Origin of the sequence: Flavobacterium sp. HSC-32F16, assembly GCF_024171645.1 — a bacterium.
Lineage (GTDB): Bacteria > Bacteroidota > Bacteroidia > Flavobacteriales > Flavobacteriaceae > Flavobacterium.
Genome location: NZ_JALKAC010000007.1, coordinates 108767 through 129135 on the forward strand (window position 1 = coordinate 108767; position 20369 = coordinate 129135).

The 20369-nt window shown below is 36.1% G+C and carries 22 protein-coding genes; 10 read left to right on the forward strand and 12 right to left on the reverse strand.

Going from position 1 to position 20369, the window contains the following annotated elements:
* Window positions 1–7: 7 nt before the first annotated feature.
* The 4 genes from L1276_RS18145 to L1276_RS18160 all read right to left on the reverse strand — a co-directional run bounded on the left by L1276_RS18145 (window position 8) and on the right by L1276_RS18160 (window position 4013).
* A complete protein-coding gene (locus L1276_RS18145; protein ID WP_253790331.1) occupies window positions 8–1129 on the reverse strand; it encodes an efflux RND transporter periplasmic adaptor subunit in 1122 nt (373 codons plus the stop codon).
* A 15-nt stretch (window positions 1130–1144) separates the two neighbouring features.
* Window positions 1145–2479, reverse strand: coding sequence for a TolC family protein (locus L1276_RS18150; RefSeq protein ID WP_253790333.1), 1335 nt, complete (start codon window positions 2477–2479; stop codon window positions 1145–1147).
* 57 nt (window positions 2480–2536) lie between these two features.
* Entirely contained in the window at window positions 2537–3154 is a 618-nt protein-coding gene (locus L1276_RS18155) for a TetR/AcrR family transcriptional regulator (protein ID WP_253790335.1), read from the reverse strand.
* 307 nt (window positions 3155–3461) lie between these two features.
* A complete protein-coding gene (locus L1276_RS18160; protein ID WP_253790337.1) occupies window positions 3462–4013 on the reverse strand; it encodes a TetR/AcrR family transcriptional regulator in 552 nt (183 codons plus the stop codon).
* A 212-nt stretch (window positions 4014–4225) separates the two neighbouring features.
* On the opposite strand from L1276_RS18160, the gene L1276_RS18165 reads away from it, so the two are divergent.
* The 5 genes from L1276_RS18165 to L1276_RS18185 all read left to right on the forward strand — a co-directional run bounded on the left by L1276_RS18165 (window position 4226) and on the right by L1276_RS18185 (window position 7538).
* Window positions 4226–5317, forward strand: a complete 1092-nt coding sequence (locus L1276_RS18165) for an NAD(P)-dependent oxidoreductase (protein ID WP_253790339.1) — start codon at window positions 4226–4228, stop codon at window positions 5315–5317.
* Window positions 5307–5732 (forward strand): DUF2141 domain-containing protein, encoded by a 426-nt coding sequence (locus L1276_RS18170; protein ID WP_253790341.1) that lies wholly within the window; start codon window positions 5307–5309, stop codon window positions 5730–5732. Before L1276_RS18165 ends, L1276_RS18170 begins: the two co-directional genes overlap by 11 nt.
* 285 nt (window positions 5733–6017) lie before the next feature.
* Entirely contained in the window at window positions 6018–6650 is a 633-nt protein-coding gene (locus tag L1276_RS18175) for an NAD(P)H-dependent oxidoreductase (RefSeq protein WP_253790343.1), read from the forward strand.
* 29 nt (window positions 6651–6679) lie between these two features.
* Complete coding sequence (locus L1276_RS18180) at window positions 6680–7114, forward strand: MarR family winged helix-turn-helix transcriptional regulator (RefSeq protein WP_253790345.1); 435 nt, start codon at window positions 6680–6682, stop codon at window positions 7112–7114.
* Window position 7115: 1 nt separating this feature from the next.
* Window positions 7116–7538, forward strand: a complete 423-nt coding sequence (locus L1276_RS18185) for an organic hydroperoxide resistance protein (protein WP_253790347.1) — start codon at window positions 7116–7118, stop codon at window positions 7536–7538.
* A 123-nt stretch (window positions 7539–7661) separates the two neighbouring features.
* Here L1276_RS18185 and L1276_RS18190 read toward each other — a convergent pair whose 3' ends face one another.
* The 5 genes from L1276_RS18190 to L1276_RS25295 all read right to left on the reverse strand — a co-directional run bounded on the left by L1276_RS18190 (window position 7662) and on the right by L1276_RS25295 (window position 11550).
* Window positions 7662–8033: a hypothetical protein gene (locus L1276_RS18190; protein ID WP_253790348.1), complete on the reverse strand. Its 372-nt coding sequence runs from the start codon at window positions 8031–8033 to the stop codon at window positions 7662–7664.
* A 180-nt stretch (window positions 8034–8213) separates the two neighbouring features.
* Window positions 8214–9116: a GyrI-like domain-containing protein gene (locus L1276_RS18195; RefSeq protein ID WP_253790350.1), complete on the reverse strand. Its 903-nt coding sequence runs from the start codon at window positions 9114–9116 to the stop codon at window positions 8214–8216.
* Window positions 9117–9220: 104 nt separating this feature from the next.
* Window positions 9221–9439 (reverse strand): hypothetical protein, encoded by a 219-nt coding sequence (locus L1276_RS18200; RefSeq protein ID WP_253790352.1) that lies wholly within the window; start codon window positions 9437–9439, stop codon window positions 9221–9223.
* Window positions 9440–9933: 494 nt separating this feature from the next.
* On the reverse strand, window positions 9934–11238 hold the full coding sequence (locus L1276_RS18205) for an alginate export family protein (protein WP_253790354.1): 1305 nt from the start codon (window positions 11236–11238) through the stop codon (window positions 9934–9936).
* Window positions 11239–11415: 177 nt separating this feature from the next.
* Complete coding sequence (locus L1276_RS25295) at window positions 11416–11550, reverse strand: hypothetical protein (RefSeq protein ID WP_256527416.1); 135 nt, start codon at window positions 11548–11550, stop codon at window positions 11416–11418.
* Window positions 11551–11595: 45 nt separating this feature from the next.
* Here L1276_RS25295 and L1276_RS18210 point away from each other — a divergent pair, with 45 nt between their 5' ends.
* Window positions 11596–11736, forward strand: a complete 141-nt coding sequence (locus L1276_RS18210; RefSeq protein ID WP_253790356.1) for a hypothetical protein — start codon at window positions 11596–11598, stop codon at window positions 11734–11736.
* 649 nt (window positions 11737–12385) lie between these two features.
* Here L1276_RS18210 and L1276_RS18215 read toward each other — a convergent pair.
* Complete coding sequence (locus tag L1276_RS18215; RefSeq protein WP_253790358.1) at window positions 12386–12736, reverse strand: helix-turn-helix domain-containing protein; 351 nt, start codon at window positions 12734–12736, stop codon at window positions 12386–12388.
* 70 nt (window positions 12737–12806) lie between these two features.
* Here L1276_RS18215 and L1276_RS18220 point away from each other — a divergent pair, with 70 nt between their 5' ends.
* The 4 genes from L1276_RS18220 to L1276_RS18235 all read left to right on the forward strand — a co-directional run bounded on the left by L1276_RS18220 (window position 12807) and on the right by L1276_RS18235 (window position 17144).
* Window positions 12807–13748, forward strand: a complete 942-nt coding sequence (locus L1276_RS18220) for an NmrA/HSCARG family protein (RefSeq protein ID WP_253790360.1) — start codon at window positions 12807–12809, stop codon at window positions 13746–13748.
* Window positions 13749–14767: 1019 nt separating this feature from the next.
* A complete protein-coding gene (locus L1276_RS18225; protein WP_253790362.1) occupies window positions 14768–15655 on the forward strand; it encodes a helix-turn-helix transcriptional regulator in 888 nt (295 codons plus the stop codon).
* 61 nt (window positions 15656–15716) lie between these two features.
* Window positions 15717–16169 (forward strand): SRPBCC domain-containing protein, encoded by a 453-nt coding sequence (locus L1276_RS18230; RefSeq protein ID WP_253790364.1) that lies wholly within the window; start codon window positions 15717–15719, stop codon window positions 16167–16169.
* 252 nt (window positions 16170–16421) lie between these two features.
* Complete coding sequence (locus tag L1276_RS18235; protein ID WP_253790365.1) at window positions 16422–17144, forward strand: hypothetical protein; 723 nt, start codon at window positions 16422–16424, stop codon at window positions 17142–17144.
* A gap of 472 nt (window positions 17145–17616) precedes the next feature.
* Here L1276_RS18235 and L1276_RS18240 read toward each other — a convergent pair whose 3' ends face one another.
* Entirely contained in the window at window positions 17617–18744 is a 1128-nt protein-coding gene (locus L1276_RS18240) for an NADH-dependent flavin oxidoreductase (RefSeq protein WP_253790367.1), read from the reverse strand.
* 94 nt (window positions 18745–18838) lie between these two features.
* Window positions 18839–19732 (reverse strand): AraC family transcriptional regulator, encoded by an 894-nt coding sequence (locus tag L1276_RS18245; RefSeq protein WP_253790369.1) that lies wholly within the window; start codon window positions 19730–19732, stop codon window positions 18839–18841.
* Between the last annotated feature and the right edge of the window lie 637 nt (window positions 19733–20369).

Sequence of the window (20369 nt, forward strand, 5' to 3'; positions counted from 1 at the left end):
GTGCTTATTATTTAATGATCTTAATCTTTGATTCTTCGTTGAGATAGGCACTGTTGGAGATTACTACCTGATCTGTTTTCTCAAGGCCGTCTTTGATATAGACGATTTTGTTTTCAAATTTGAAAATGGTCACAGGCTGTCTTCTCACTTTATTATTTTCCACTAAAAAAACAAAAGCCTTATTACCGTCTGCTTCAATAAGTGCATCATAAGGGATTGTGATTAAATCTTGCGCATTCCCGGTATGTATTTGAGCTTTTCCAAACATACCTACGGCAGGTTTGCTGTTTTTCATGTCCAGTTTTACTTCCACCTGAAAGGACCCAAGTGCGGCATCTGCAGACTGTGATTTTCTAAAAACTACGGCATCAAAGCTTTTATCTGGATATCCATCCAGGATAACGGAAGCTTTCTGGCCGATCTTAACGGATGCCCATTCCTTATCTGTCAGTCCGATTTTTAACAGGTAATTATTATTGTGGGATGTTTCATTTATGGCTAAAATGGGAGAACCAGCTCCAACAACTTCGCCTTCATTGGCTGTTTTTTGAGATACAAATCCATCCGCCGCTGCATATATTTTCGCATAGCGCGCATTAAAAGCAACGGCATCTTTTTGTTTTCTGGCAATGTCAAGACCTGTTTTGGTATTTTGGAGCTGTTCCAAAGTATATACACTGTCTTGGTAAAGATTTTTGGCGCGGGTATAATCTCTCTCGTATTTTTTTACATTTAAATCCGTCTGGTTCAAACCCGCACTGATTTCGGTTTCGTCCAATGCGGCTAAAAGCTGTCCTTTTTTAAAAAAATGTCCTTCCTCAACATAAATATGTTTTACCAGACCGCCGATTTTAAAGCTGTAATGGGCCGCATTTTCTGTTGTAACCAAACCTGAGGCGTTAATAGTATTTGTAAGGGCTAACGATCCAGCAGGTGCAGTTTTAATAGATACAATATCTGCAGTTTGAAATGGGTTATGTTCTTTTTTTTCTTCTTTACACCCATAAAAAACAGGCAAGATCAGAAGCGATAAGGCTATTGATTTTGTACTCGCAAGTGTAAAAATATTTTTTAGATATTCGTGGCCCGGTCCTAAAAGGCGGACGGATGAAGTAAACTTTGATTTCATAAGTAATGTTTTTGATTAATTTAAAGTAAAAGTGGCATTGGCTCTTTCTAATTCTGCAAAAGCAATCCAGGAATTATAAAGAGATATATTAGTATTAAGCTGTGCATTTACCCATTGATTTTGCGCATCCAGTAGTTCAATGTAAATGGCTTGTCCTTCCTTATATAATTTGGTTATGTCCTCATTGTATTTTTTGGCCGATGCTTTTTGATTTTTATCTGCATTAAATTGTTCCAAAGCAGAGATTAAATTATTTCGGGTAACCTGAAACTGAAGCAGCAGCTGCTGTTTAACGTTATCAGTCTGTGAGTTTATTTTATTGCTCTCTTCTTCAACCTGTTTCAGTCTGTATTTGTTTTTGCTGCCAGAGAATATCGTCCATTCTAAAGCGGCACCGGCAAAATAGTATCGGGATTGTTTATTTACTTCGAAATCAAAGTCCTGAAAACCGAAATCAGCAAAACCGCTCAGTTTAGGATACCAATACGACTGGGTAAGCTTGCTGACGTTTTCATTTATATCTTTTGCCATGGTAAGTTTTGAAAGTTCTTCCCTGTTTGAGGTATTTTCCTGTACCAGTGCACTCGGAAGGCTTTCTTTATCCGAATCAATCTCAATTTCGCTGTCAAGTTTTTGATTGATCAGAAAATTAAAATATGTTTTTGCATTATTGCTGATTTGTTTTGCCGTTTCCAGATTTGCCTCAATACGAATAACTTCGTTATCACTTCTTAGAACTGCCGTACGATTTATTTTGTCGTTTTTAAATAAGGCATGGTTAACCCTTTGATTTTCTTTTATCAATGCTAAAGCGTCCTGATAAATATTAATTCCTTCAATTGACTGAAGATATTTATAGTATGCCGTTTTGATTTCCTTAACCAGCTCCCTTTGATAGATTTCAAGCTCTATTTTTTGCAAAGAAGTCTGCTGGCTTTTGATTCTCTTGTTATAAATGATTTCATAGTTCAGCAGTGGCATTGTGGCGTGAATTTTAGCATCATAGAAATTATCGGGATTAATCAGAACCGACTGGTTCTGAAGAGAAGGGAAGGCATTTGAATTAGTAATCTGATTCAGTGTGCTGTACACTGGGTTCAGCATATCTCCGATAGGAATATCAATTGTTCTTCCGCCATCGGCTTTAGTATAATTAGCATTTAAAGAGATAGTGGGATAGAAGAGGGAACGGGCTTCCTGCAGCGCATACAAACTTTTATTTATATCAAAATTATGCTGTTTAATGACCTCATTGCTTTTTAATCCAATCTCGATATAATGCTCGAGTCTGCTTTGGGAATATCCTATAAATCCAAAACTAATCATGGTAAGTATAATCGCTTTTTTCATTTTATTGTACATTGTTTTTAAATTGAACGTTGTTCATTTTTTTGATCAAAAAAAAGTTTAAAGTTTTTTTATTATTTTTAAATATTCATTATATCCTTCAGAAAGGATCGTATCAGGATTGGAAAATTTCACACCTTTGGTTCTCTGGCGTATTTCCAAACAGCACATTCCGTGTACTAAGCTCCAAATCATAAAAGATAGAGACTCTAGTGAATGTCCCTCAAAATGCCCTTCGTTCATGCATTCTTCAACTGTTCTTTTTAGAGCATTAAACGTGTCAGCTCCTTCGGTCCATGCTTGTTTTTCAGTACTTTCTATAAATTCCATTGGCGCTTTAACAATAAACATCAAATCGTACATTTCAGAGTTTTCCATGGCAAATTTCAAATAGGTAAATCCCATTTTTCGAAGACGTTCCATTGGGTCCTTAATGGAGAATAATTCGATAAAATATCCTCCTAGTTCTTGAAAACCAATAGAGTGGAGGTCATGAAGAATCGCATTTTTATCTTTAAAGTAAACATATACAGTTCCAACACTGTAATCAATCTCATCAGCGATATTCCGAATAGTAGTCTGTTCAATGCCTCTTTCTAAGAAGAGTTTTTTGGCTCCTTTTAGAATCAGCATTTTTAAGGCTTCTTTTTCACGTGCTTTTCTTTCTGCTGTACTCATGTCGCAAATATATGTATATTTTTTGAACGTTGTTCATTTTTTATTTAAAATTCAAATTTAAAATTTGTATTTATTTGATTTGTAATGTTTTATGTGGGTATAGAAATGAATTTCAGAATTGTCTATTGGTTAAGTTTTACTTTTCTCATTGATTGAGAAGTAAATACAGTGATGATAATTTAGTAACAGCTCATCGTGAAGCATAACAGCACCAGTCATAATGAGAAATTCACTGTTTTTAGAACCCATGATACTGCTTTGTTTTGAATTGGGAGTTTCCCTTAGGAATTGACAGAATAATAAAGTGCTATAATTTATTAAGTTTATTGACCAGGTAACTGATCATCTGCGCAATATTTTCAGCAGGAATAGAAAAGTCATTTTCGATCCAGTTTTTGATCACGGCAATACTTCCTTTTTCGCCAAACTGGTATGCCATTTCAGCAAAAGGCTGCATTTCGGGCGTAAGTTCGATTTGATTTTCGACGGGAAAATTATTTCGGACGCTTCTTAGGATTCGTGAGAGAATGCCGCTTCCATCGGCTTTTGCAAACACAATCTTACTCATCTGCTTATCACTTTCTAACAGCTGGCAGCTGAGCAGTATCACATCATCCATATTGGTGCTTTTACGCAGAACCGCTGAGAGCTGTTCAAAAACATCTTCTTCTATTTCAAGGAGTATTTCCAGCGGAATGTTATAATGCCGATAAAATGTATTGCGGTTCACATCGGCTGTTTTACAGAGTTCGGAAATGGAAATTTCGCTGAGCTGCTTCTCCTGCAGCAAACTGAGCAGCGCCTCACGGAGTATTTTTTTTGTATACTGAACCCTTCTATCTTTTCTTAAATCCATCATAAATTATTTTAGATATGATACAAAAGCGCTGGTTTGTGTTCGCTAATGTACAGTAATACCCTTTTTTGAGACAGCAGATAGCTTTCTCTTTAATAGCTTTACATAGTGCCCGTAAAAGAACACAAAGTTAAATATGGAACACATTGTATAACAAATATAGCTGTTTCTTCAAAATTGAAGCGATTATAAAGAAAAATGTTAATTTAAAAAAGATGGAAAATAAGATATCACCAAAAAGAATACTGCTCACAGGTGCATCTGGGACGGTTGGTTTTGAAACCTTGCAGCATCTGGCTGAGCATACGGATTACGAAATAACGGTTTTTGATATAAAAACCAAAAAATCGGTCAAAAAACTGGCACCTTTTCGATCTCGTGTAGAGATTATTTACGGAGACATCACAAATAGGGAAGAGGTGCTGAAAGCGGCCCGAAATAAGGATGTCGCTATTCATCTGGCGGCGGTTATTCCCCCGCTTGCTGATACTGATCCCGAGATGGCTTATAATGTGAATGTAAAAGGAACACAAAATCTTATTTACGCTTTAGAAAAAAGTTCACCGCATTGTTATTTGATTTTTAGTTCCAGTATTTCAGTTTATGGTGATCGTATCAATAACCCCGAAATCATTGTATCGGATGTTTTGCAGCCCAGTGCGGGTGATCAGTATGGACAAACCAAAGTGCTGTGTGAATCGCTGATCGTCCAGTCAAAATTATCATGGAGTATTTTTCGTCTGGCTGCCATTATGGGAAACCATAAGATATCCAAATTGATGTTTCACATGCCGCTTCAAACGCCCATTGAAATCTGCACGCCAAAAGATACCGGCAGGGCTTTTGCTAAAGCAGTTGAACACCAGAAAAAATTAGAAAAGCAGATATTCAATTTGGGAGGGGGAGAGCACTGCGTCATTTTATATAAATCTTTTCTAGACAAAATGTTTGCTGCATTTGGCTTAGGCGAAGCTGATTTTCCCCAAAAAGCGTTTGCCGAGAAAAACTTTCATTGCGGGATTTTAAAAGATGGTGATGATTTAGATAATATTCTAGGTTTTAGAGAGCAGAATTTAAATGATTATTTCCAGATGGTCCGCCAGAGGATTCATCCGCTGCAGAAAATAACTACTTTTCTTTTCAGAAGTAGTATAAAAAAATGGCTGCTCTGGCAATCAGATCCTTATAAGGCATATAAAAAAGGAAATTTAAAAGAAATGGATCACTTTTTTAACCAATCAGAGGAAAAAGAAACTGGAAAAGGCTTTATTTTAAAAATCCTAAATAATAGTAGTTATGAAAACTAAAATAATAAGCCTGCTGGTACTCATAGCAGTAAATAGCTCACTGTTTGCACAGCATAATTTCAGTGTCGAAGTAACTGGGGTAAAACCCGGCAAAGGATATGTTTTTTTTGGATTGTATGATAAAGAGAAAGGCTTTCTTGATAATGAGTCGCACATTGCCACGGCAAAAGTAAAAGCTGTGGAGAATAATGTAGTGTATACATTCAAAAACCTGCCCGATGGCAATTATGCCATTGCTGTGTATCAAGACGTCAATAATAACGGAAAGTGTGACCGCAATATGATAGGTTATCCGATAGAAGGATTTGGATTTTCCAAAAATTACAAACCAAAATTCTCGGCGCCTGATTTTGACCAGGTGAAAATTGCAGTTAGCCAGTATGCTAAAACCAGTATTGCATTGATTGGGAAATAGCAGATCGTGTCTGTTCAATTGATTAATATGTTGATTCGGAATCTTATAAAATATTTCACATCCTTTTTTAACCATATTTTTGGATTCTGAAAAATTATATTTTAGAACTGTTGACTGCCAATGCGATGCAAAATCCATGTATTGCTTACCATATCCAATTTATAGATTTAATAAAAAAATAGCAAAATTAAATTGTACACAATTTAATTGTTCTGTATATTTGTATTGTTGTCTTTATTCCGACAATTTTAATATTCCAATTTTTAATTTATAAAATAAGAAATAATGGCGTTAATAGAAGATTTAAACTGGAGGCATGCCGTAAAAGCATATGATCCCGCAAAAAAAGTATCAGAAGAAGACTTAGATAAAATTTTAGAAGCTGCAAGACTGGCTCCGACTTCATCAGGTTTACAGCCTTTTCGAGTGATTGTGGTAGAAAATCAGCAGTTGAAAGAAAAGATGGTTAAAGGGGCCTTAAATCCCGAAGTTATGAGAGATTGTTCTCATGTACTCGTTTTTGCTGCATGGGAGAGTTATTCTGATGAGAAAATCGATAAAGTTTATGATCATCACACTGATGTAAGAGAGCTGCCAAGAGGCCGTTTCAGCAGTTACACCGATCAGATCAAGCAAATTTATGGGGCCCAGACTCCTGATCAGCATTTTGCGCATACAGCAAGACAAAGCTATATTGCACTGGGTCTGGCAATGGCCCAGGCAGCGGAACTCAAGATTGATTCCACACCGGCTGAAGGTTTCAGCAGTGAAGTGGTTGATGAGATTTTAAATCTAAAGGAATTAGGTTTGAAAAGTGTTACGCTTTTATATCTGGGTTACAGAGACACAGAAAATGACTGGCTTTCTCAAATGAAGAAAGTAAGAATTCCTATGGAGGAATTTATCATCAGAAAATAGTTTTTTACTTTACTTTTTGCCATTAGATTATGGAAGATCATCACTCGCCCCAATTGGGAAACCAGCTTTGTTTTCCCCTTTACGTTATTTCAAAAGAAATTATCGGTTTGTACCGGCCATTTTTGGAGGAACTCGACATTACCTACCCGCAGTATCTGGTGATGATGGTGCTTTGGGAGAAGGATGGACTTACTGTAAATCAGGTTGGCGAAAAACTGTTTCTCGACAGCGGCACTTTAACACCACTTTTGAAAAGACTTGAAATTAAGGGTTTTATAATCAGACAGAGAAAAAAAGAAGATGAAAGGGTCGTTGAAGTTTTTTTAGCCGACAAGGGAAGAAATCTGCAGCAGAAAGCGTGTGAAATTCCGGCAAAAATGCAGCAAAAATTAAATTTAACAACAGAAGATCTATTGGAACTCAAAGAAACGGTTCAGAAAATTTTAAATAAAATTCAAAAATAAAATGAAAACAATATATACAACAAGCGTTACTGCAAAAGGTGGAAGAAACGGACAGGTAAAAAGCGAAAACGGAATTTTGGACCTTGAGGTAAGAATGCCCAAAGCTCTGGGTGGAGCCAATGATGATTTTACCAATCCGGAAATGCTTTTCGCTGCAGGATATGCGGCCTGCTTTGACAGCGCGCTGAATCTGGTTATTAGTAAATCTAAAATCCAGACCGGTGAAACCTCTGTAGCTGCCCAGGTGAGCATCGGACAGAATGAGGACGGCGGTTTTGGTCTTGCAGCAGAGCTCGATGTGAATATTCCGGGAGTTACCATTGAACAGGCTCAGGAATTGACCCAGAAAGCGCATCAGATATGTCCTTATTCCAATGCGACCAGATCCAATATGGAAGTGAAGCTTTCGGTGAGCAATAACTAAGATTAATTGCTTTAAATGATGAAAAATCTGTCTCGAAAGAGGCAGATTTTTTTATTTCACCGGGATTTTGATTTAGAATTTTATAAAGAACCAATATCGGCTGTAATTGATTCGTATTGGTCCTTATTGGTTTTTGCTTTTCTTGAGCTGAAATACATTTCCTTCAGGGTCACAAAGCCAGAAGTTGTAATTGTCAAAAGTTTTTAATTCCCGCATGGGAATGTTTTTTTTAATAAAGTCTTTTCTGACCGTCTCTATGTCTTCGTCGATCTCAAAAACGATTTTGGCATTATTGTCAAATTGGTGATTGGGCTTAATTTGATCCATGTATTTCTGCCCAATTTTATGAAACCCTATATTGACGTTCCCTGCGCTTAGCAGAACCCAGATTTCATCTTCCTGCAGCACTTTCAAATTGAAGTTCTCTACATAGAATTTTTTAAGGAGCTGAATGTTTTTTACATACAGGATTATGGTGTCCAGTTTTGCATTCATTTTAGTTGTTGAATTTGCAGCGTATAAGTTGTTACTTCTGCTGCATTGATTTTAGGCTTCTTATTACAATAATGTTGTTTTGTGACCTTTAATTCAAAACCTTTAAAAAGGATTATAATTATCAGGGTCAAAAGTATCGCTGTTTTTATTTCTTTATATTCCATTTTCAAGAAGTTCTGCTTACTCAATGGGAATGCAGAAATCCACGATACTGATTTTCTCGGGATGCTCCTTGAAATCATTATAATAGATTTCATAAGGATTCCGGTCCGCTTTTTTATATCCGTTTTCACTCATCCAGATAAAAAGTCCGCTCCATGATTTCTCAAATTCAGTTATCTGAATTTCAAAACGGCCTACAATACATCTGCCTTTCTCCAGGGTTGACAATCCAATCTCGCCGTTGGGCTTAATTTTTTCATTCACAGAAATGCAGGCGCTCATTCTGACTTTATCGGGATCTGTAATTTTAAAGCTGTCGTGGTAGATAGTAACAATTTTCACATTTTGGTTTTCCAAAAGCCCTTTTGGAATGGCCCATTTCATTAGTTTTGAGTACGCATCCTGCATTCCTTTGTGCCCGATTTGTGTGATATAGGCAAGATCCAGTTTTGGCATTTCTTTAATCTCAATTTTGGCTTTCATTTTAATCCAGTTTTTATGATTATTAATGCTGCAAATATATTGTTCAGACAGCGCGCTTTCTTGTCCATTCTTGCTTAGCGCTATACCGATCTTGCTAAACTTGTCCGGATAGGTTTTTCTGAACTCTTTTGGGCTTAATGCGTAAAATTTCTTAAAAGTTCTGGTAAAGGAGGAGTTGCTGCCAAATCCGTACTGCAGGGAAAGTTCCGAAATGCTTACCTCTCTTTGGTGCAGAAGCACCGATGCCGCTTTTTCAATTCTTTTGCGGGTAATGTATTCATTTATGGTTTCTTTTGTAATGGACTTGAAAATCCGGTGCAGATGAAACGGGGAGTAATTGCCAACGGCTGCAATTCTCTGCAAAGGGAGCTCCTGATCTAAATTCTCGTCAATAAAAAGCAGTATGCTGTTAATTCTCTTAATGTAATCTTCTTTCATATCTGGGTTTTCTGCCCGTCTAAATTAATGTTTTACTCCGTATGGATCAATTGCCGGAATCAAAAATAGTAATTACATAAAGCTGTTTTAATGCTTTTTACAGTTTATCCGTTTATTTTTTCCCTGTGGTGCAGCGAGAGCCATTTTTCCATTTTCTGGAGCAATTGGATTTCATTGGGGTCCCCTGATGGATCAGAGAGTCCTGTGATGGTTCTCTGGTAATTGAATTTTTTATCTTCAAAAAGGCAGGTGAACTTTGGGAACTCATTGTGGGATACCAGCCAGTTGTCGTTCTCTTGTATTTTAATTTTAAACTTCTTCATTTTTTGTAATCTCCGGTCAAGCTGTATTTACTCAGGAAGGAATGCTGTTTTACGCTGCTTTTACTTGTGGATTTTAAACTGTAAAAATAGAACATTATTGTAAGTGTTTGATAGTATAATTTTTAAGCTCAAATGGGAATTTTTCTTTTTCTATCGGAAAAATAATGCTTTCTTTTAGAAGCAGTTCCCGCTATACGTTCCAATCTTTTGCGCCGGACCCCGGCACAAAAGGATTTTCACTGCTATCGGGGCTAGGGGCTGCCGGAGAGCCCTGTTTTGTCTCGGAAAAATACACATTCAAACCTAGTTGTGACACTTTTATCCAATAATCAATTTTTGTTTTTTTTGTAAATACGATCTACTGCAATTCTTTTAAAAAGTTATTATTCCTTCCAGCCGGTAAAATCAATAGGTTTTGCCGTAGCAGCAGTAAATCGATAAAGAACTCAATGAGTTTTAAAGTACTCAATTAGGTGTAAAACGATAAGCTATATTTAATTTTTATAATGTTTTAAATTAACAGCGTTAAAAGAATATGAAATCATTAAGTAACTCCAAATGGCAAGTTTATTTTCATCTTGTATTTTTGGCAGATACTGCATGGCGTTTGTTGATTTGTAAAAGGAAAAGGCATAATTAATTTCCAGCTGTCTGACAGGTAAGTATTTCAAAGAAATATCAGTTTCATGTCCAAGAAACGTTGTCATTTTCTTGCCCAGATTATTTAGTAGAGAATATTGGGTATAAAAAAGGTGAAAATCAGAACGAAGCGATAGTTTACCGTTTAAGGGAATTACGGTAAATAGATAAGGATTTACTAAACCTTTTGCGTTAACGTCGGTTGGAAAACGTGTGAATACATTCATATTTCCATTGAACTTCCATGTCACGCCGTATAAAACATCAAAATCCCCTGAACTGCCAGATGAGATATCAGGACTGCTGCCGCTTATCATTTCAGCCCCTAAACGCCAGGTAGATTTTAGTAAAGACAATTTAACCTCAGGCTGAAAATAGTAACCCAATAATTTCTGGCCTTTTGAGTTACGTCCAAACTGCAGATATGAATTTAGAGTATAATACCATTGTTTCGTTTTAAATTCTATTCTCCCGCCAGTGGTGCCCCGGGCATACATCTTGTCAGAGGTCGTGCTTTTAAGAAAATCAACAATATTGATGGAGTTAAAAGAAAAATATCTGCCAGAGTTATAATGAAAATTGTTCATCAATAAGTATTTGTACCGGTTTGAAGCAACGGGCGAATAAAACGCATCAAACACCTTATTATAATTACGTGTAAATAAAATGAAGAAATCGTTAGAGAACTTTTCAGAAGAATTCATTACTCGTATTCCTTCGTGAGCTCTTCCTTGCTGTGCCCAGGGAGCATCAGAGAATAATCTTCCGTTATCTAATAAAACGCTCTGCCTTCCCAATCTTATATTTAGTGATTTAAACTTAGTTTCAAAATACAATTGATAAAAATTAATGCTTCCAATTTTGGAAGCTTTATTGTTTTGATCCCAAAGATGAATTTCCTGTAAATCTGACTTAACAAACCATTTTTCTGCAGCATATTGCATAGAAATTCTGTTTCTCTGAGTGATATAAAGGTAAGGGTCAATTGAGTCGTTGGGAGCAAGGATATAATTTGAAGTATATTCGGCTCTTGGCCTTATTTCAATATTCATAAGGAACTGGCGCGATAAGCTGTCTTCCTGCTGTGCACATAATTGAAATACAGATAAAATAAAAAAAAACAATAAGGTTTTTTTATCTGACGGTGTTTTTATTTTCATACTTCTTTTATCCTATAGAATTAGTGTAAAAATAATAATACTATTTATATCTGCAATACCGCTGCTAAGTTTGATACTTCATCTTTAGAGCTTGTTTTGTTAAATAATTTAAAAAAATACTACTTTGAAGTTGTCGTGTAAATAATAGAATAAAGGTGAAATTATTTTTTGCAGCTATTATACAAAGATTAATTTAATAATAATTCCTAAAAGTGCCGCAGGTGAGCGGTCAGAAAGTTCATTAGGACGGCTTTTCGATAAATTTGAATTATGATAAATGGCAGGAGAAAACTGTAAATGTTTCTCAGGCATGCGCAGTAATTTTGCACCTGTCCAAATAATTTAAATTACTATTTAATGAAAACCCGCGAAAAGAAAAGAATAAAAGAAATAGACAAAGCACACGATTCAGTAAAAAGAAAAAGTATTATCATAAATGTAATGGTTTTTTCAATACTTTCCTTTATAGCAGTACTGCTGATTACTGTTATTGCGTAAGTTAAAAAAAGCCTTCCCTCTGCACTGGGCAGAATCCCTGCTGAAGCCTGCTGAAAATTTATTTTGTGTTTCAGAGAAGAGCATATCCCGGGAGACTTAAGGGCTCTTTGCAGTGTCGGCCGTTTATTTTTTCCCTGTGGTGCAGCGAGAGCCATTTTCCATTTTCTACAGCAGCTGGATCTGCTCTGGCTCCCCTGACGGATCGGACAGTCTTGTGATGGTTCTGTGGTAATTAAATTTTTTATCTTCAAAAAAGGCAGGTGAACCTGGGGAACTCGTTGTGGGATATCAGCCAGCTGTCCTGGTCTGTATTTTTTATTTTAAATTTAATCTCCTGAGCAGATGCATTCACTCAGAGAATACTGCTGTACTGCGATGTTTGTATTGTTGGATTTTTAAACTGCAAAAATAGGGGATTATTGCAATTATATTCAGAGTATAATTTTAAAGTTAATTTTTTTAGGAGCTTTTTCCTGTTATCTGTTGCAATCTTTTGTGCCCAGCCTCGGAACAAAAGGATTTCCACTGCTGTCGGGGCTAGGCACTCTAAGGAGCCCTGTTTTGTCTTTGTAAAACTTTTATCGAAGCAAAAACTTTAAGTAAGTACTTGCTTGCACAATATTCAGGTGCTAAATCACTAAGTTATCGATCAGTCCTCCTTGATTTTTTCTCGATGGTATTTTCCCCACTCAATTAATCCTGCAACCACATTTTGTAATGAATCGCAATAGTTTGAAGTCGTATATTCAACAGTCGGCGGGGAGTCATTGTACACTTTTCGTACGATAAGCTTATTGAGTTCCAATTCCTTTAATTCTTTAGATAAAACTTTACTGGTAATTCGATTTACCCTCCTTTGTATATCACGGAATCGGGTATTACCTTCGTGAATAGCTACTAAAATTGGTAGTTTCCACTTTCCGCTGATGACATACAAACTATCTTGAAGATATTTTATCTGCTCATCAACGCTTGTATTTTCCTTTTGTATATCTGGCATCCTTTAGGTAACTGGTATCATTTGTAAACCAATTAGGGCGTAAATTTACAAAAAATTAAAATGACAAAATATGAAAGATAAAACCTTAATACTGGTAGCCGGCGCATCCGGCACCCAGGGAGGAGCGGTAATTGATGCATTACTTGAAAAAAATATAGCGGTAAGGGCTATTGTGCGTAATAAAAACAGTGAAGGTGCAAAGGCTCTGGCTGCAAAGAATGTAGAATTGGCTGAAGCTGATTTTGCAGACCTGGAAAGCCTGGTCCGTGCCTCTGAAGGTGCAACAGGTGTGTTTTCCATGCAGATGCCTCCCCCGTCAGGAAAAGAAGGCCAGGAGACACAGCAGGCAGAAAATCTGGTGGCTGCAGCAAAAGCTGCCGGGATTCAGCAGATCGTCCATACCTCAGTGGCCCGTGCAGGGGATCATGAAAACTTCATAGACTGGGATAAAGGCAGATGGGCTCGTGCATACTGGGAAGAAAAAGCAGCAGCTGTAAATGCAGTCAAACAGGCAGGCTTTGCATACTGGACCATCATAAAGCCGCCGTTGATGATGGAGAATCTGCTCCCGCCTAAAAGTGAATGGATGTTTCCAACCCTTACGCAGGGCAAACTATGGACACCGCTGGCACCAGATACAAAGGTAGACTGGATATCTCCTAAAGATATCGGGCGGTTTGCTGCAGAAGCCTTCACCCAGCCGGAAAAATTCAATAAAAAGGAATTTGCCATTGTCGGGGAAAAGCTCACTGCCGCTGAAGCTGCAGCAAAGCTTTCCTCTGTTACCGGCAGAAAATTTGAAGTGCAAAGCATTACAGCTGAAAAAGCTGTTGAACTTGGCTTTATCCCCGGAGTAGCCGATTCGTATGTATGGATGAACGCGGAAGGTTACAAAGTGGACCCGCAGGAGGCGGCAGGGTTTGGAATCGAGATAGAATCGCTGGAAAGCTTTCTGCATAGAAATAAACCGCTTCTTTTGCAGGCATACAGTGAATTTCTAAAAAAGGGGTAAACCAACCATAGGCCGGTTTTGTTTAGACCGTCTTTGGACTAGAAACACAATTGATAAAAAAGGCTTATCCATGCACCGTTTTTAATGAGTTCCTTAAGAGATAAAAAAGACAAAGCCATTTGACAATGGCTTTGTCTTTTTGTATTGTTTTTGGTCTGCAAGTGTGCAGAATTGTACAAGGCTTGAATTAATTGTATATTTCGAATTGCTAACAGAATTTAATTTCTAGTGCTTGGCATCGTCAATTGTATATAATATATTTTTTCAAGAGCTTTTCCTGCTATTCGTTCCACCCGAGCGCCAGCGAACTAGCGAAGCAATCGGGGCTAGTAGAGCAGGACATGTTTGTATTAGGATAATTACATATTTGAATCCAAATTCTGCTATATTTCGCAATAATCAAAAATACGTTGTGAAATATAATAAGTTAAAATTTTAAAAAAATGTATTTATTTGATATTGTCTGATTTAGTGAATTAGCATTATAGTTGTTATCTGTTTGCATGTATAAATTGGTTAGGAAAAATTAGAGTAGTGATGAGATCTATATTTCTTATGGCGTAAATTAAAATTTGAATCTTATACAGTTCAGCTGATCCTTTTTTTACCATTTTAAAAAAATGGACAGGACTATTATTTAACTTCAATAACTCACTAAATATTAATTCAATGGCAAAATCAAAAACTATTATTCTTATTCACGGAAACTTTGCGAACAATACTGGATTTACTGTCTTTTTCGCTTTAAAAGAGTAATACTGGCCTTAACTTTTTGGTGCGTTTACGAGAGGTATTCCACAATTATGTTTAGATTAATGTGCATAGCAAAAAATAAATGCCAATTTGCCCAAAAATACCAATCATATTCTTCTTTTTTGCATAATATTGTAAAACTTTATTTTTAATCAAATAAAGCATATGCATCAGATCAAGCGGCAGATATGCATATAAAGCTGCGCATATCTATTAAATTAACATTAGCTGCAGGGCAACTCACAAATAAGAAAGAAAACAGAATAATGACAAAATCCAATATCGACACTTCAACAAAGACAAATTGGTATTGTGACAATATTAGATTGACGCATTCAATATCTAATTATCAAGAATTTGGCAGTTTTTCAACAAGCAATGACAGCGATTTTGTGCGGCTTCACTTTGGATTGAAAGGCAACTATGAATTTTCATATAAGCAGCTCGACAGAAAATTTGACCTTATTGGCGGGCACCATAACATAATGTATTCAAACGGATTTGACATTGAAGTTAAAAACAAGACACTTGAAATAGAAACATTTGGGATTCAATTTCCCAGAGAATTATTTGTTGATTTAACTCAAAATGCCAGCGACCAGATTAAACGATTTTCAGAAAATATTCTTTTGGGAAAAAGCGATTTATTATCTCAAAATTGGGGAGCAATTGACTTTTCAATTGAACAGGTAATAAAGCAGATCATAAATTGCAGCTACTCTGCCGAACTTAAAAAAATGTTTCTGCTTTCTAAAAGTATAGAACTGCTTGTGCTGTCTGCTGAATCTTATTCATACTGCGAAAATAAAAGAGAAGTATTTGTTAAAAATAAAAGCGACAAAGAAAAAATTATTGCAGCAAGAGATTTGATAAACGAAAATTTGAATTGTCCGCCTAACTTAAACCAAATTGCCAAAACGATAGGCCTTAATGAATACAAACTCAAACGAGGATTCAAGGAAGTATTCAGTAATACGGTATTTGGATATTTGACAGATCAAAGGCTGCATTTAGCTATGCAGTACTTGAAAGACACCCAAAAGACTTCATCTGAAATAGCTTATATTCTTGGTTATGCAACCCCGCAGCATTTCAGCAATGCTTTTAAGAAGAAATTTGGTTTTACTCCTAAATCTATTAGTAATAATCCTTAATTGGCAATCCAGCTGTTACATTTGATTTTACATTTGCGGTTCATTTTAAATTAATTAAAGTATGACACCAGAAATTAAATCAGTACCAAAAACAGAACTAAGAATACAAAAGTCAATCAGCATTAACGCTTCGACTGCCAAAGTCTGGCATGCATTAACAAATCCTGAACTTATTAAAATATATTTCTTTGGAACGGAATGTTTAAGTGAATGGAAGAAAGGAAGTGCAATACTTTACAAAGGAATTTATGAAGGTATACCATACGAAGACAAAGGAAATGTAATAGACATTGAAACTGAAAAATTTATACTTTATAATTATTGGAGTTCATTTTCAGGAACAGAAGATATTCCTGCAAACTATTCAGAAATAAAATACGAATTATCGGCAGACGAAAACGGAACAATTTTTACAATAGTTCAAGGAGGTTTCAAAACGCAGGAAGCTCACGACCATTCCGACAAAAATTGGGGATATGTAATGGAGGGACTGAAAGATATGCTGGAAAAATAACTCGGAAGATAAGCAACGAACCGATAACAAAGGTTTGGATATGGTCGGGCGATAGGCAGAATTAAGCATCCAATTCTAAGATATATTTTAAAAATCAGCCAAAGTCAATCCCGAAAGCTTTCGGGATTGCTCAGCGTGTACTTTGAAGAGTTCGAACAGCATACTAATACACTAAAATTATAATATATTAATAATTTGTCTTCTGTAACATTTATTCCTTTTTCCGTACTAATTAATATAAAAATATTCTATATGAAATCCTTATTCCTTCTTTCTGCAGGTTTTTCTTTACTATGTTTTACTGCAAATGCCCAAGAAAAAACACAGTCTCCTGGTCACAATGAAATTATTGAGACACTAATTAAAAATGAAGAGTATGAAATGAAATGGTCAGCAGTTCGAGATACTGCAAAAATTGAAATTGGAAAGGTATTAACTAAAATATCTAAAACAAAAAACACAATAAAAGTCATTACCACGGTAAAAATGAAAAATATGCCGGACTGGGTTGATGAAACTACAGCAGAGCTTCCTAACTTAAATCCTGTAAGACATACTTCTGTCAACACTCAAAGAGACATAGAACTTAATTTTGGGAAACAAACAACTGGATATTATCTGGATAAAAAGGATAACAAAAAAACAGCTATTAAGGAGGAAACAACAGGCGACTTTTTTGACAGTAATATCTATCCTCAAATAGTCCGCTGGCTTCCGCTAAAAGAAAATTATAAAACAGAAATGACGATTTTTGATTATAATCCTGTAACAAAAGCTGCAATTCTTAAAGCAGATATAACTAACACAAAAAAAGGTATCCTTGCTGGAAAACCTGTTTGGATTGTTACTGTGACAGATGGTATTTCGCAGAACAAAGTAATAAATACTTATTATATTGATTCCCTAACCAATCAATTTTTGAAACAGGAAATTGATATGGGAGCAAATAAAATGATGATGGAAAAAGTAAACTAAATCTCTTTGTTTAGATTAGTTAAGTCTTTTATTTTGAGTATACTTTTCCTAATAGCAGCATTCCTATACAGAAAACCAAATAGGTTTCATTTTCTTTGATAGAAATTGAATATTTTGGAGTTGAATAAAAAGATAAACCCCTAAAATATAATATTTAGGAGGAAAATTACCTCTTAAATTATTAGGGGGCAGGAAATTGCATTTTCAGCATTTATATATTTAGATGATTATTGCGAAAATGCATTAGTGCCTGATTTTTGACAGATCAATTATCCTCTGGGCTTTTTTGATTAACTTGTTGCTCAATTTTTTGTTCTAAGTTTTATGAAATATTACTTTGATCAAAAAAGATCACATCTATCATTTCGTTTTATGGTTTTTTGTCCACGAAACGGGACAGTTTTTTGTTAGGATTCAAAAACAACAGCCATCAGAAGCAGGCTGTTGTTTTTGAATTAATGGATTGATCTGTTTAATCGGTAACTTGAAAAAAGCCTGTAGCAACTTTTATAAAAGCCTGTAATTTTTTAGGGACAGCTAGCTGGTCGGCTTTCGACATACTTAGAACTTCCTCAGCTTTTTGTCCTTTAATTACAAGATCAACAAAGTTCGGATTAATGATAAGTCCATGTCCAACAGCTGCCAGAGACAGTCCCAGGTTTACTGCCTGAACAGCATCGCCGGCTTGTTTTATTCCTCCCGCAGCTATCACAGGTACTTTTTGATCTACGTGATCAAGAATCAATTTTAAAATGGTGGTATCTCCGTTTTCTTCATCCATTGGCTTTTGGTAAAGCAGGCTGAAAAGTGAAACGTGCAGATAATCTATACCTGATTCAATCAGCCTGTCGATAAATGGGAATGTATCTCTTACTCTATAGCTTTCCGGTTCCTCAGGAGATATTCTAAATCCTATCAGAAAGGGTCTGTCTGCATACTTTTTGATAGCTTCCTGGATCTCTTTTATCACTGCTAAAGCAAAATTCATACGTTTTTCTTCAGATCCGCCCCAATGGTCAGTTCGCTGATTATAGTGGGGGGAGAAAAAATTCTGCAATAGGAACCCGTGTGCCCCATGCAGCTCAATTCCGTCAAAACCTGCTTCTATAGCTCTTCGTGTCGTTTCTCCGAAAGCCCTGATCATTTCCAGAATTTCATCGTGCGAAAGTTCACGTGATACTGTTCCTCCAGCATAAAAAGCTGATGGTACTAATGCCACAGCGCTTGCACTAACCGGAATGTTATGCTCAATGAGATCCAAGACGGCTTTATTTCCTGCATGATAAATCTGAAGTATCGCTGGAGCGCCACCTTTTTTTGCAGCTGCGGCCAATTTTGAAAGGCTGGGTGAGAAAGAGTCATCATAAGCTGCATATTCATTAGGGAACCCTATTCCGTTTGCCGTTACCCTGGTACAGCCTGTAATTACAATTCCTACATTTCCGCTTCGGGCCTCATAATGTCTGATTTCATCATCCGCTAGAGTATAATCATCGTTGCTTGCCCAAGTTGTCATCGGTGCCATTGCAATTCTGTTTTTGGTTTTGATCCCATTTTTGAATGTAAAGGCTTCAAATAATTGTTGTGTTTCTGTATTCATTATAAATCTAATTTTAAATATTGATAATCATATCTTTAAGTCAAAAGCATAGCTAACCCCAGTTGCCTGCAGGTGAAAAACTGTAAATAAAAATTTAGTTTAGATTGTTTTCTCTGAAAACATTGGGAGGAACCCCAACCACTTTTTTAAATAGTCTCGCAAAATAATTTGCGTTCTCAAATCCGAGTGAAAAAGAGATTTCCGAGATATTCATCCTGCCTTCTGTCAATAGATTTTTAGCTTCCTTTATCAAATGGAGATGAATCAGTTCAAGGGCAGTTTTACCGGTTTCCTGTTTCAGTAGGTCACTGAGGTAACGAGAAGATACATTTAATTTATCTGCCATATAGGAAACGGTTGGAAGACCGAACTGGCTAACTTTATTTTCATAGTAATATAGATCAAGCAGCTGCTGAAATCTGCTGGCATAAGCACCCAGAGTTTCTATGCGGTTGATAAACTGCCTTTTATAAAATCGTTGTGAATAGGTAAGTAATGTTCCCAGATGCGCCAGGAGAATAGGTTTGCTGTAAGCATCGGTGTTATTGTACGACTCTTTGTGCATTATGCGCGCCAGATTCCAGATCGTTTCTTCTTCACTAGGAGATAAATATAACGCTTCGTTGGTGTCATAATCAAAATACCCATAATTTTTCATGTCCTGGAATAAGGATGTTCCTAATAGAAAGTCTTCCTTGATTGTTATTAGAAAACAGCCATCCTTGGATTTAACATTTTTGAAAGTCACGGTTTGATTTGGTCTGAAAAAAATCATCTTTCCCCGCTCATGGTCAAACTCTTTTTTACCATAAGTGATATTGCCTGAAACAAATGTCTGGAAAGAAATAATATAAAAATCTGCTGTGAAAACTATATCCTCAATGCTTCCATCGCTTTTATGTCCGAAGGTAATGCTGAACATGGGATGTTCCGGACCTTCAACCCCAATATCTTTGCTAAAACTACCGATGTCTTTATAATGTTTCATAGCCGTCAATTCATTCATTATTGATTACACTGCAAATGTCGAATTTTAAATTGCACTGGGTGGATACAAAAGTAGCAGATTGTAGCACAATTTAACGCAAGCCACATTTCAAGCAATGAAATCAAATTTTGCTCTGTGAAACATATTGCTGACATCACGAGGATTTTACCAAAATAAATAATGTTTCATTTAGAATGCATTATTAATCTGATAATTTGTGATTGATATTGGAGGCAGCTCCATAGGGGATTGTGCCCCGATTTTGCCCCTTTAACTTTGAGCGGTTTTGAAAAGATTGAAAAGTGTTGAAAAGCAAAAAGCCTGCTAATCTTACGATTTTCAGGCTTTACCATGTTTTTTTCGGGTTTTGAAAAGATTGAAAAAGTGATCTTTTTACTTCTTTTACCCTTTTTGTGGGGAGAGCAGGATTCGAACCTAAGGCTAGAAACCCGCGTATTTCCTGCATTTCTATTTTTAAAAATTGGAGCGCCACGATGTTGCCGAGTAGCCAAAGATATTATTGTGCAAGTATTTTTGAAGGTTTAACTTGATCATAATCAATATTATAATTCAGCTATGAAAACAAAAGTATTTTTTTTCTGATAGCAATTGAAAAAAATGATTTAAATATATTTTA

Excerpts from the sequence above, each read along its gene's own strand:
- L1276_RS18235 (WP_253790365.1), top strand. The coding sequence starts at position 16,422 with ATGAAATCCTTATTCCTTCTTTCTGCAGGTTTTTCTTTACTATGTTTT.
- L1276_RS18220 (WP_253790360.1), top strand. The coding sequence starts at position 12,807 with ATGAAAGATAAAACCTTAATACTGGTAGCCGGCGCATCCGGCACCCAG.
- L1276_RS18145 (WP_253790331.1), bottom strand. The coding sequence starts at position 1,129 with ATGAAATCAAAGTTTACTTCATCCGTCCGCCTTTTAGGACCGGGCCAC.
- L1276_RS18190 (WP_253790348.1), bottom strand. The coding sequence starts at position 8,033 with ATGAATGCAAAACTGGACACCATAATCCTGTATGTAAAAAACATTCAG.
- L1276_RS18170 (WP_253790341.1), top strand. The coding sequence starts at position 5,307 with ATGAAAACTAAAATAATAAGCCTGCTGGTACTCATAGCAGTAAATAGC.
- L1276_RS18240 (WP_253790367.1), bottom strand. The coding sequence starts at position 18,744 with ATGAATACAGAAACACAACAATTATTTGAAGCCTTTACATTCAAAAAT.
- L1276_RS18195 (WP_253790350.1), bottom strand. The coding sequence starts at position 9,116 with ATGAAAGAAGATTACATTAAGAGAATTAACAGCATACTGCTTTTTATT.
- L1276_RS18150 (WP_253790333.1), bottom strand. The coding sequence starts at position 2,479 with ATGAAAAAAGCGATTATACTTACCATGATTAGTTTTGGATTTATAGGA.
- L1276_RS18205 (WP_253790354.1), bottom strand. The coding sequence starts at position 11,238 with ATGAAAATAAAAACACCGTCAGATAAAAAAACCTTATTGTTTTTTTTT.
- L1276_RS18210 (WP_253790356.1), top strand. The coding sequence starts at position 11,596 with ATGAAAACCCGCGAAAAGAAAAGAATAAAAGAAATAGACAAAGCACAC.
- L1276_RS18175 (WP_253790343.1), top strand. The coding sequence starts at position 6,018 with ATGGCGTTAATAGAAGATTTAAACTGGAGGCATGCCGTAAAAGCATAT.
- L1276_RS18225 (WP_253790362.1), top strand. The coding sequence starts at position 14,768 with ATGACAAAATCCAATATCGACACTTCAACAAAGACAAATTGGTATTGT.
- L1276_RS18215 (WP_253790358.1), bottom strand. The coding sequence starts at position 12,736 with ATGCCAGATATACAAAAGGAAAATACAAGCGTTGATGAGCAGATAAAA.
- L1276_RS18155 (WP_253790335.1), bottom strand. The coding sequence starts at position 3,154 with ATGAGTACAGCAGAAAGAAAAGCACGTGAAAAAGAAGCCTTAAAAATG.
- L1276_RS18230 (WP_253790364.1), top strand. The coding sequence starts at position 15,717 with ATGACACCAGAAATTAAATCAGTACCAAAAACAGAACTAAGAATACAA.
- L1276_RS18185 (WP_253790347.1), top strand. The coding sequence starts at position 7,116 with ATGAAAACAATATATACAACAAGCGTTACTGCAAAAGGTGGAAGAAAC.
- L1276_RS18160 (WP_253790337.1), bottom strand. The coding sequence starts at position 4,013 with ATGATGGATTTAAGAAAAGATAGAAGGGTTCAGTATACAAAAAAAATA.
- L1276_RS18165 (WP_253790339.1), top strand. The coding sequence starts at position 4,226 with ATGGAAAATAAGATATCACCAAAAAGAATACTGCTCACAGGTGCATCT.
- L1276_RS18245 (WP_253790369.1), bottom strand. The coding sequence starts at position 19,732 with ATGAAACATTATAAAGACATCGGTAGTTTTAGCAAAGATATTGGGGTT.
- L1276_RS18180 (WP_253790345.1), top strand. The coding sequence starts at position 6,680 with ATGGAAGATCATCACTCGCCCCAATTGGGAAACCAGCTTTGTTTTCCC.
- L1276_RS18200 (WP_253790352.1), bottom strand. The coding sequence starts at position 9,439 with ATGAAGAAGTTTAAAATTAAAATACAAGAGAACGACAACTGGCTGGTA.
- L1276_RS25295 (WP_256527416.1), bottom strand. The coding sequence starts at position 11,550 with ATGCCTGAGAAACATTTACAGTTTTCTCCTGCCATTTATCATAATTCA.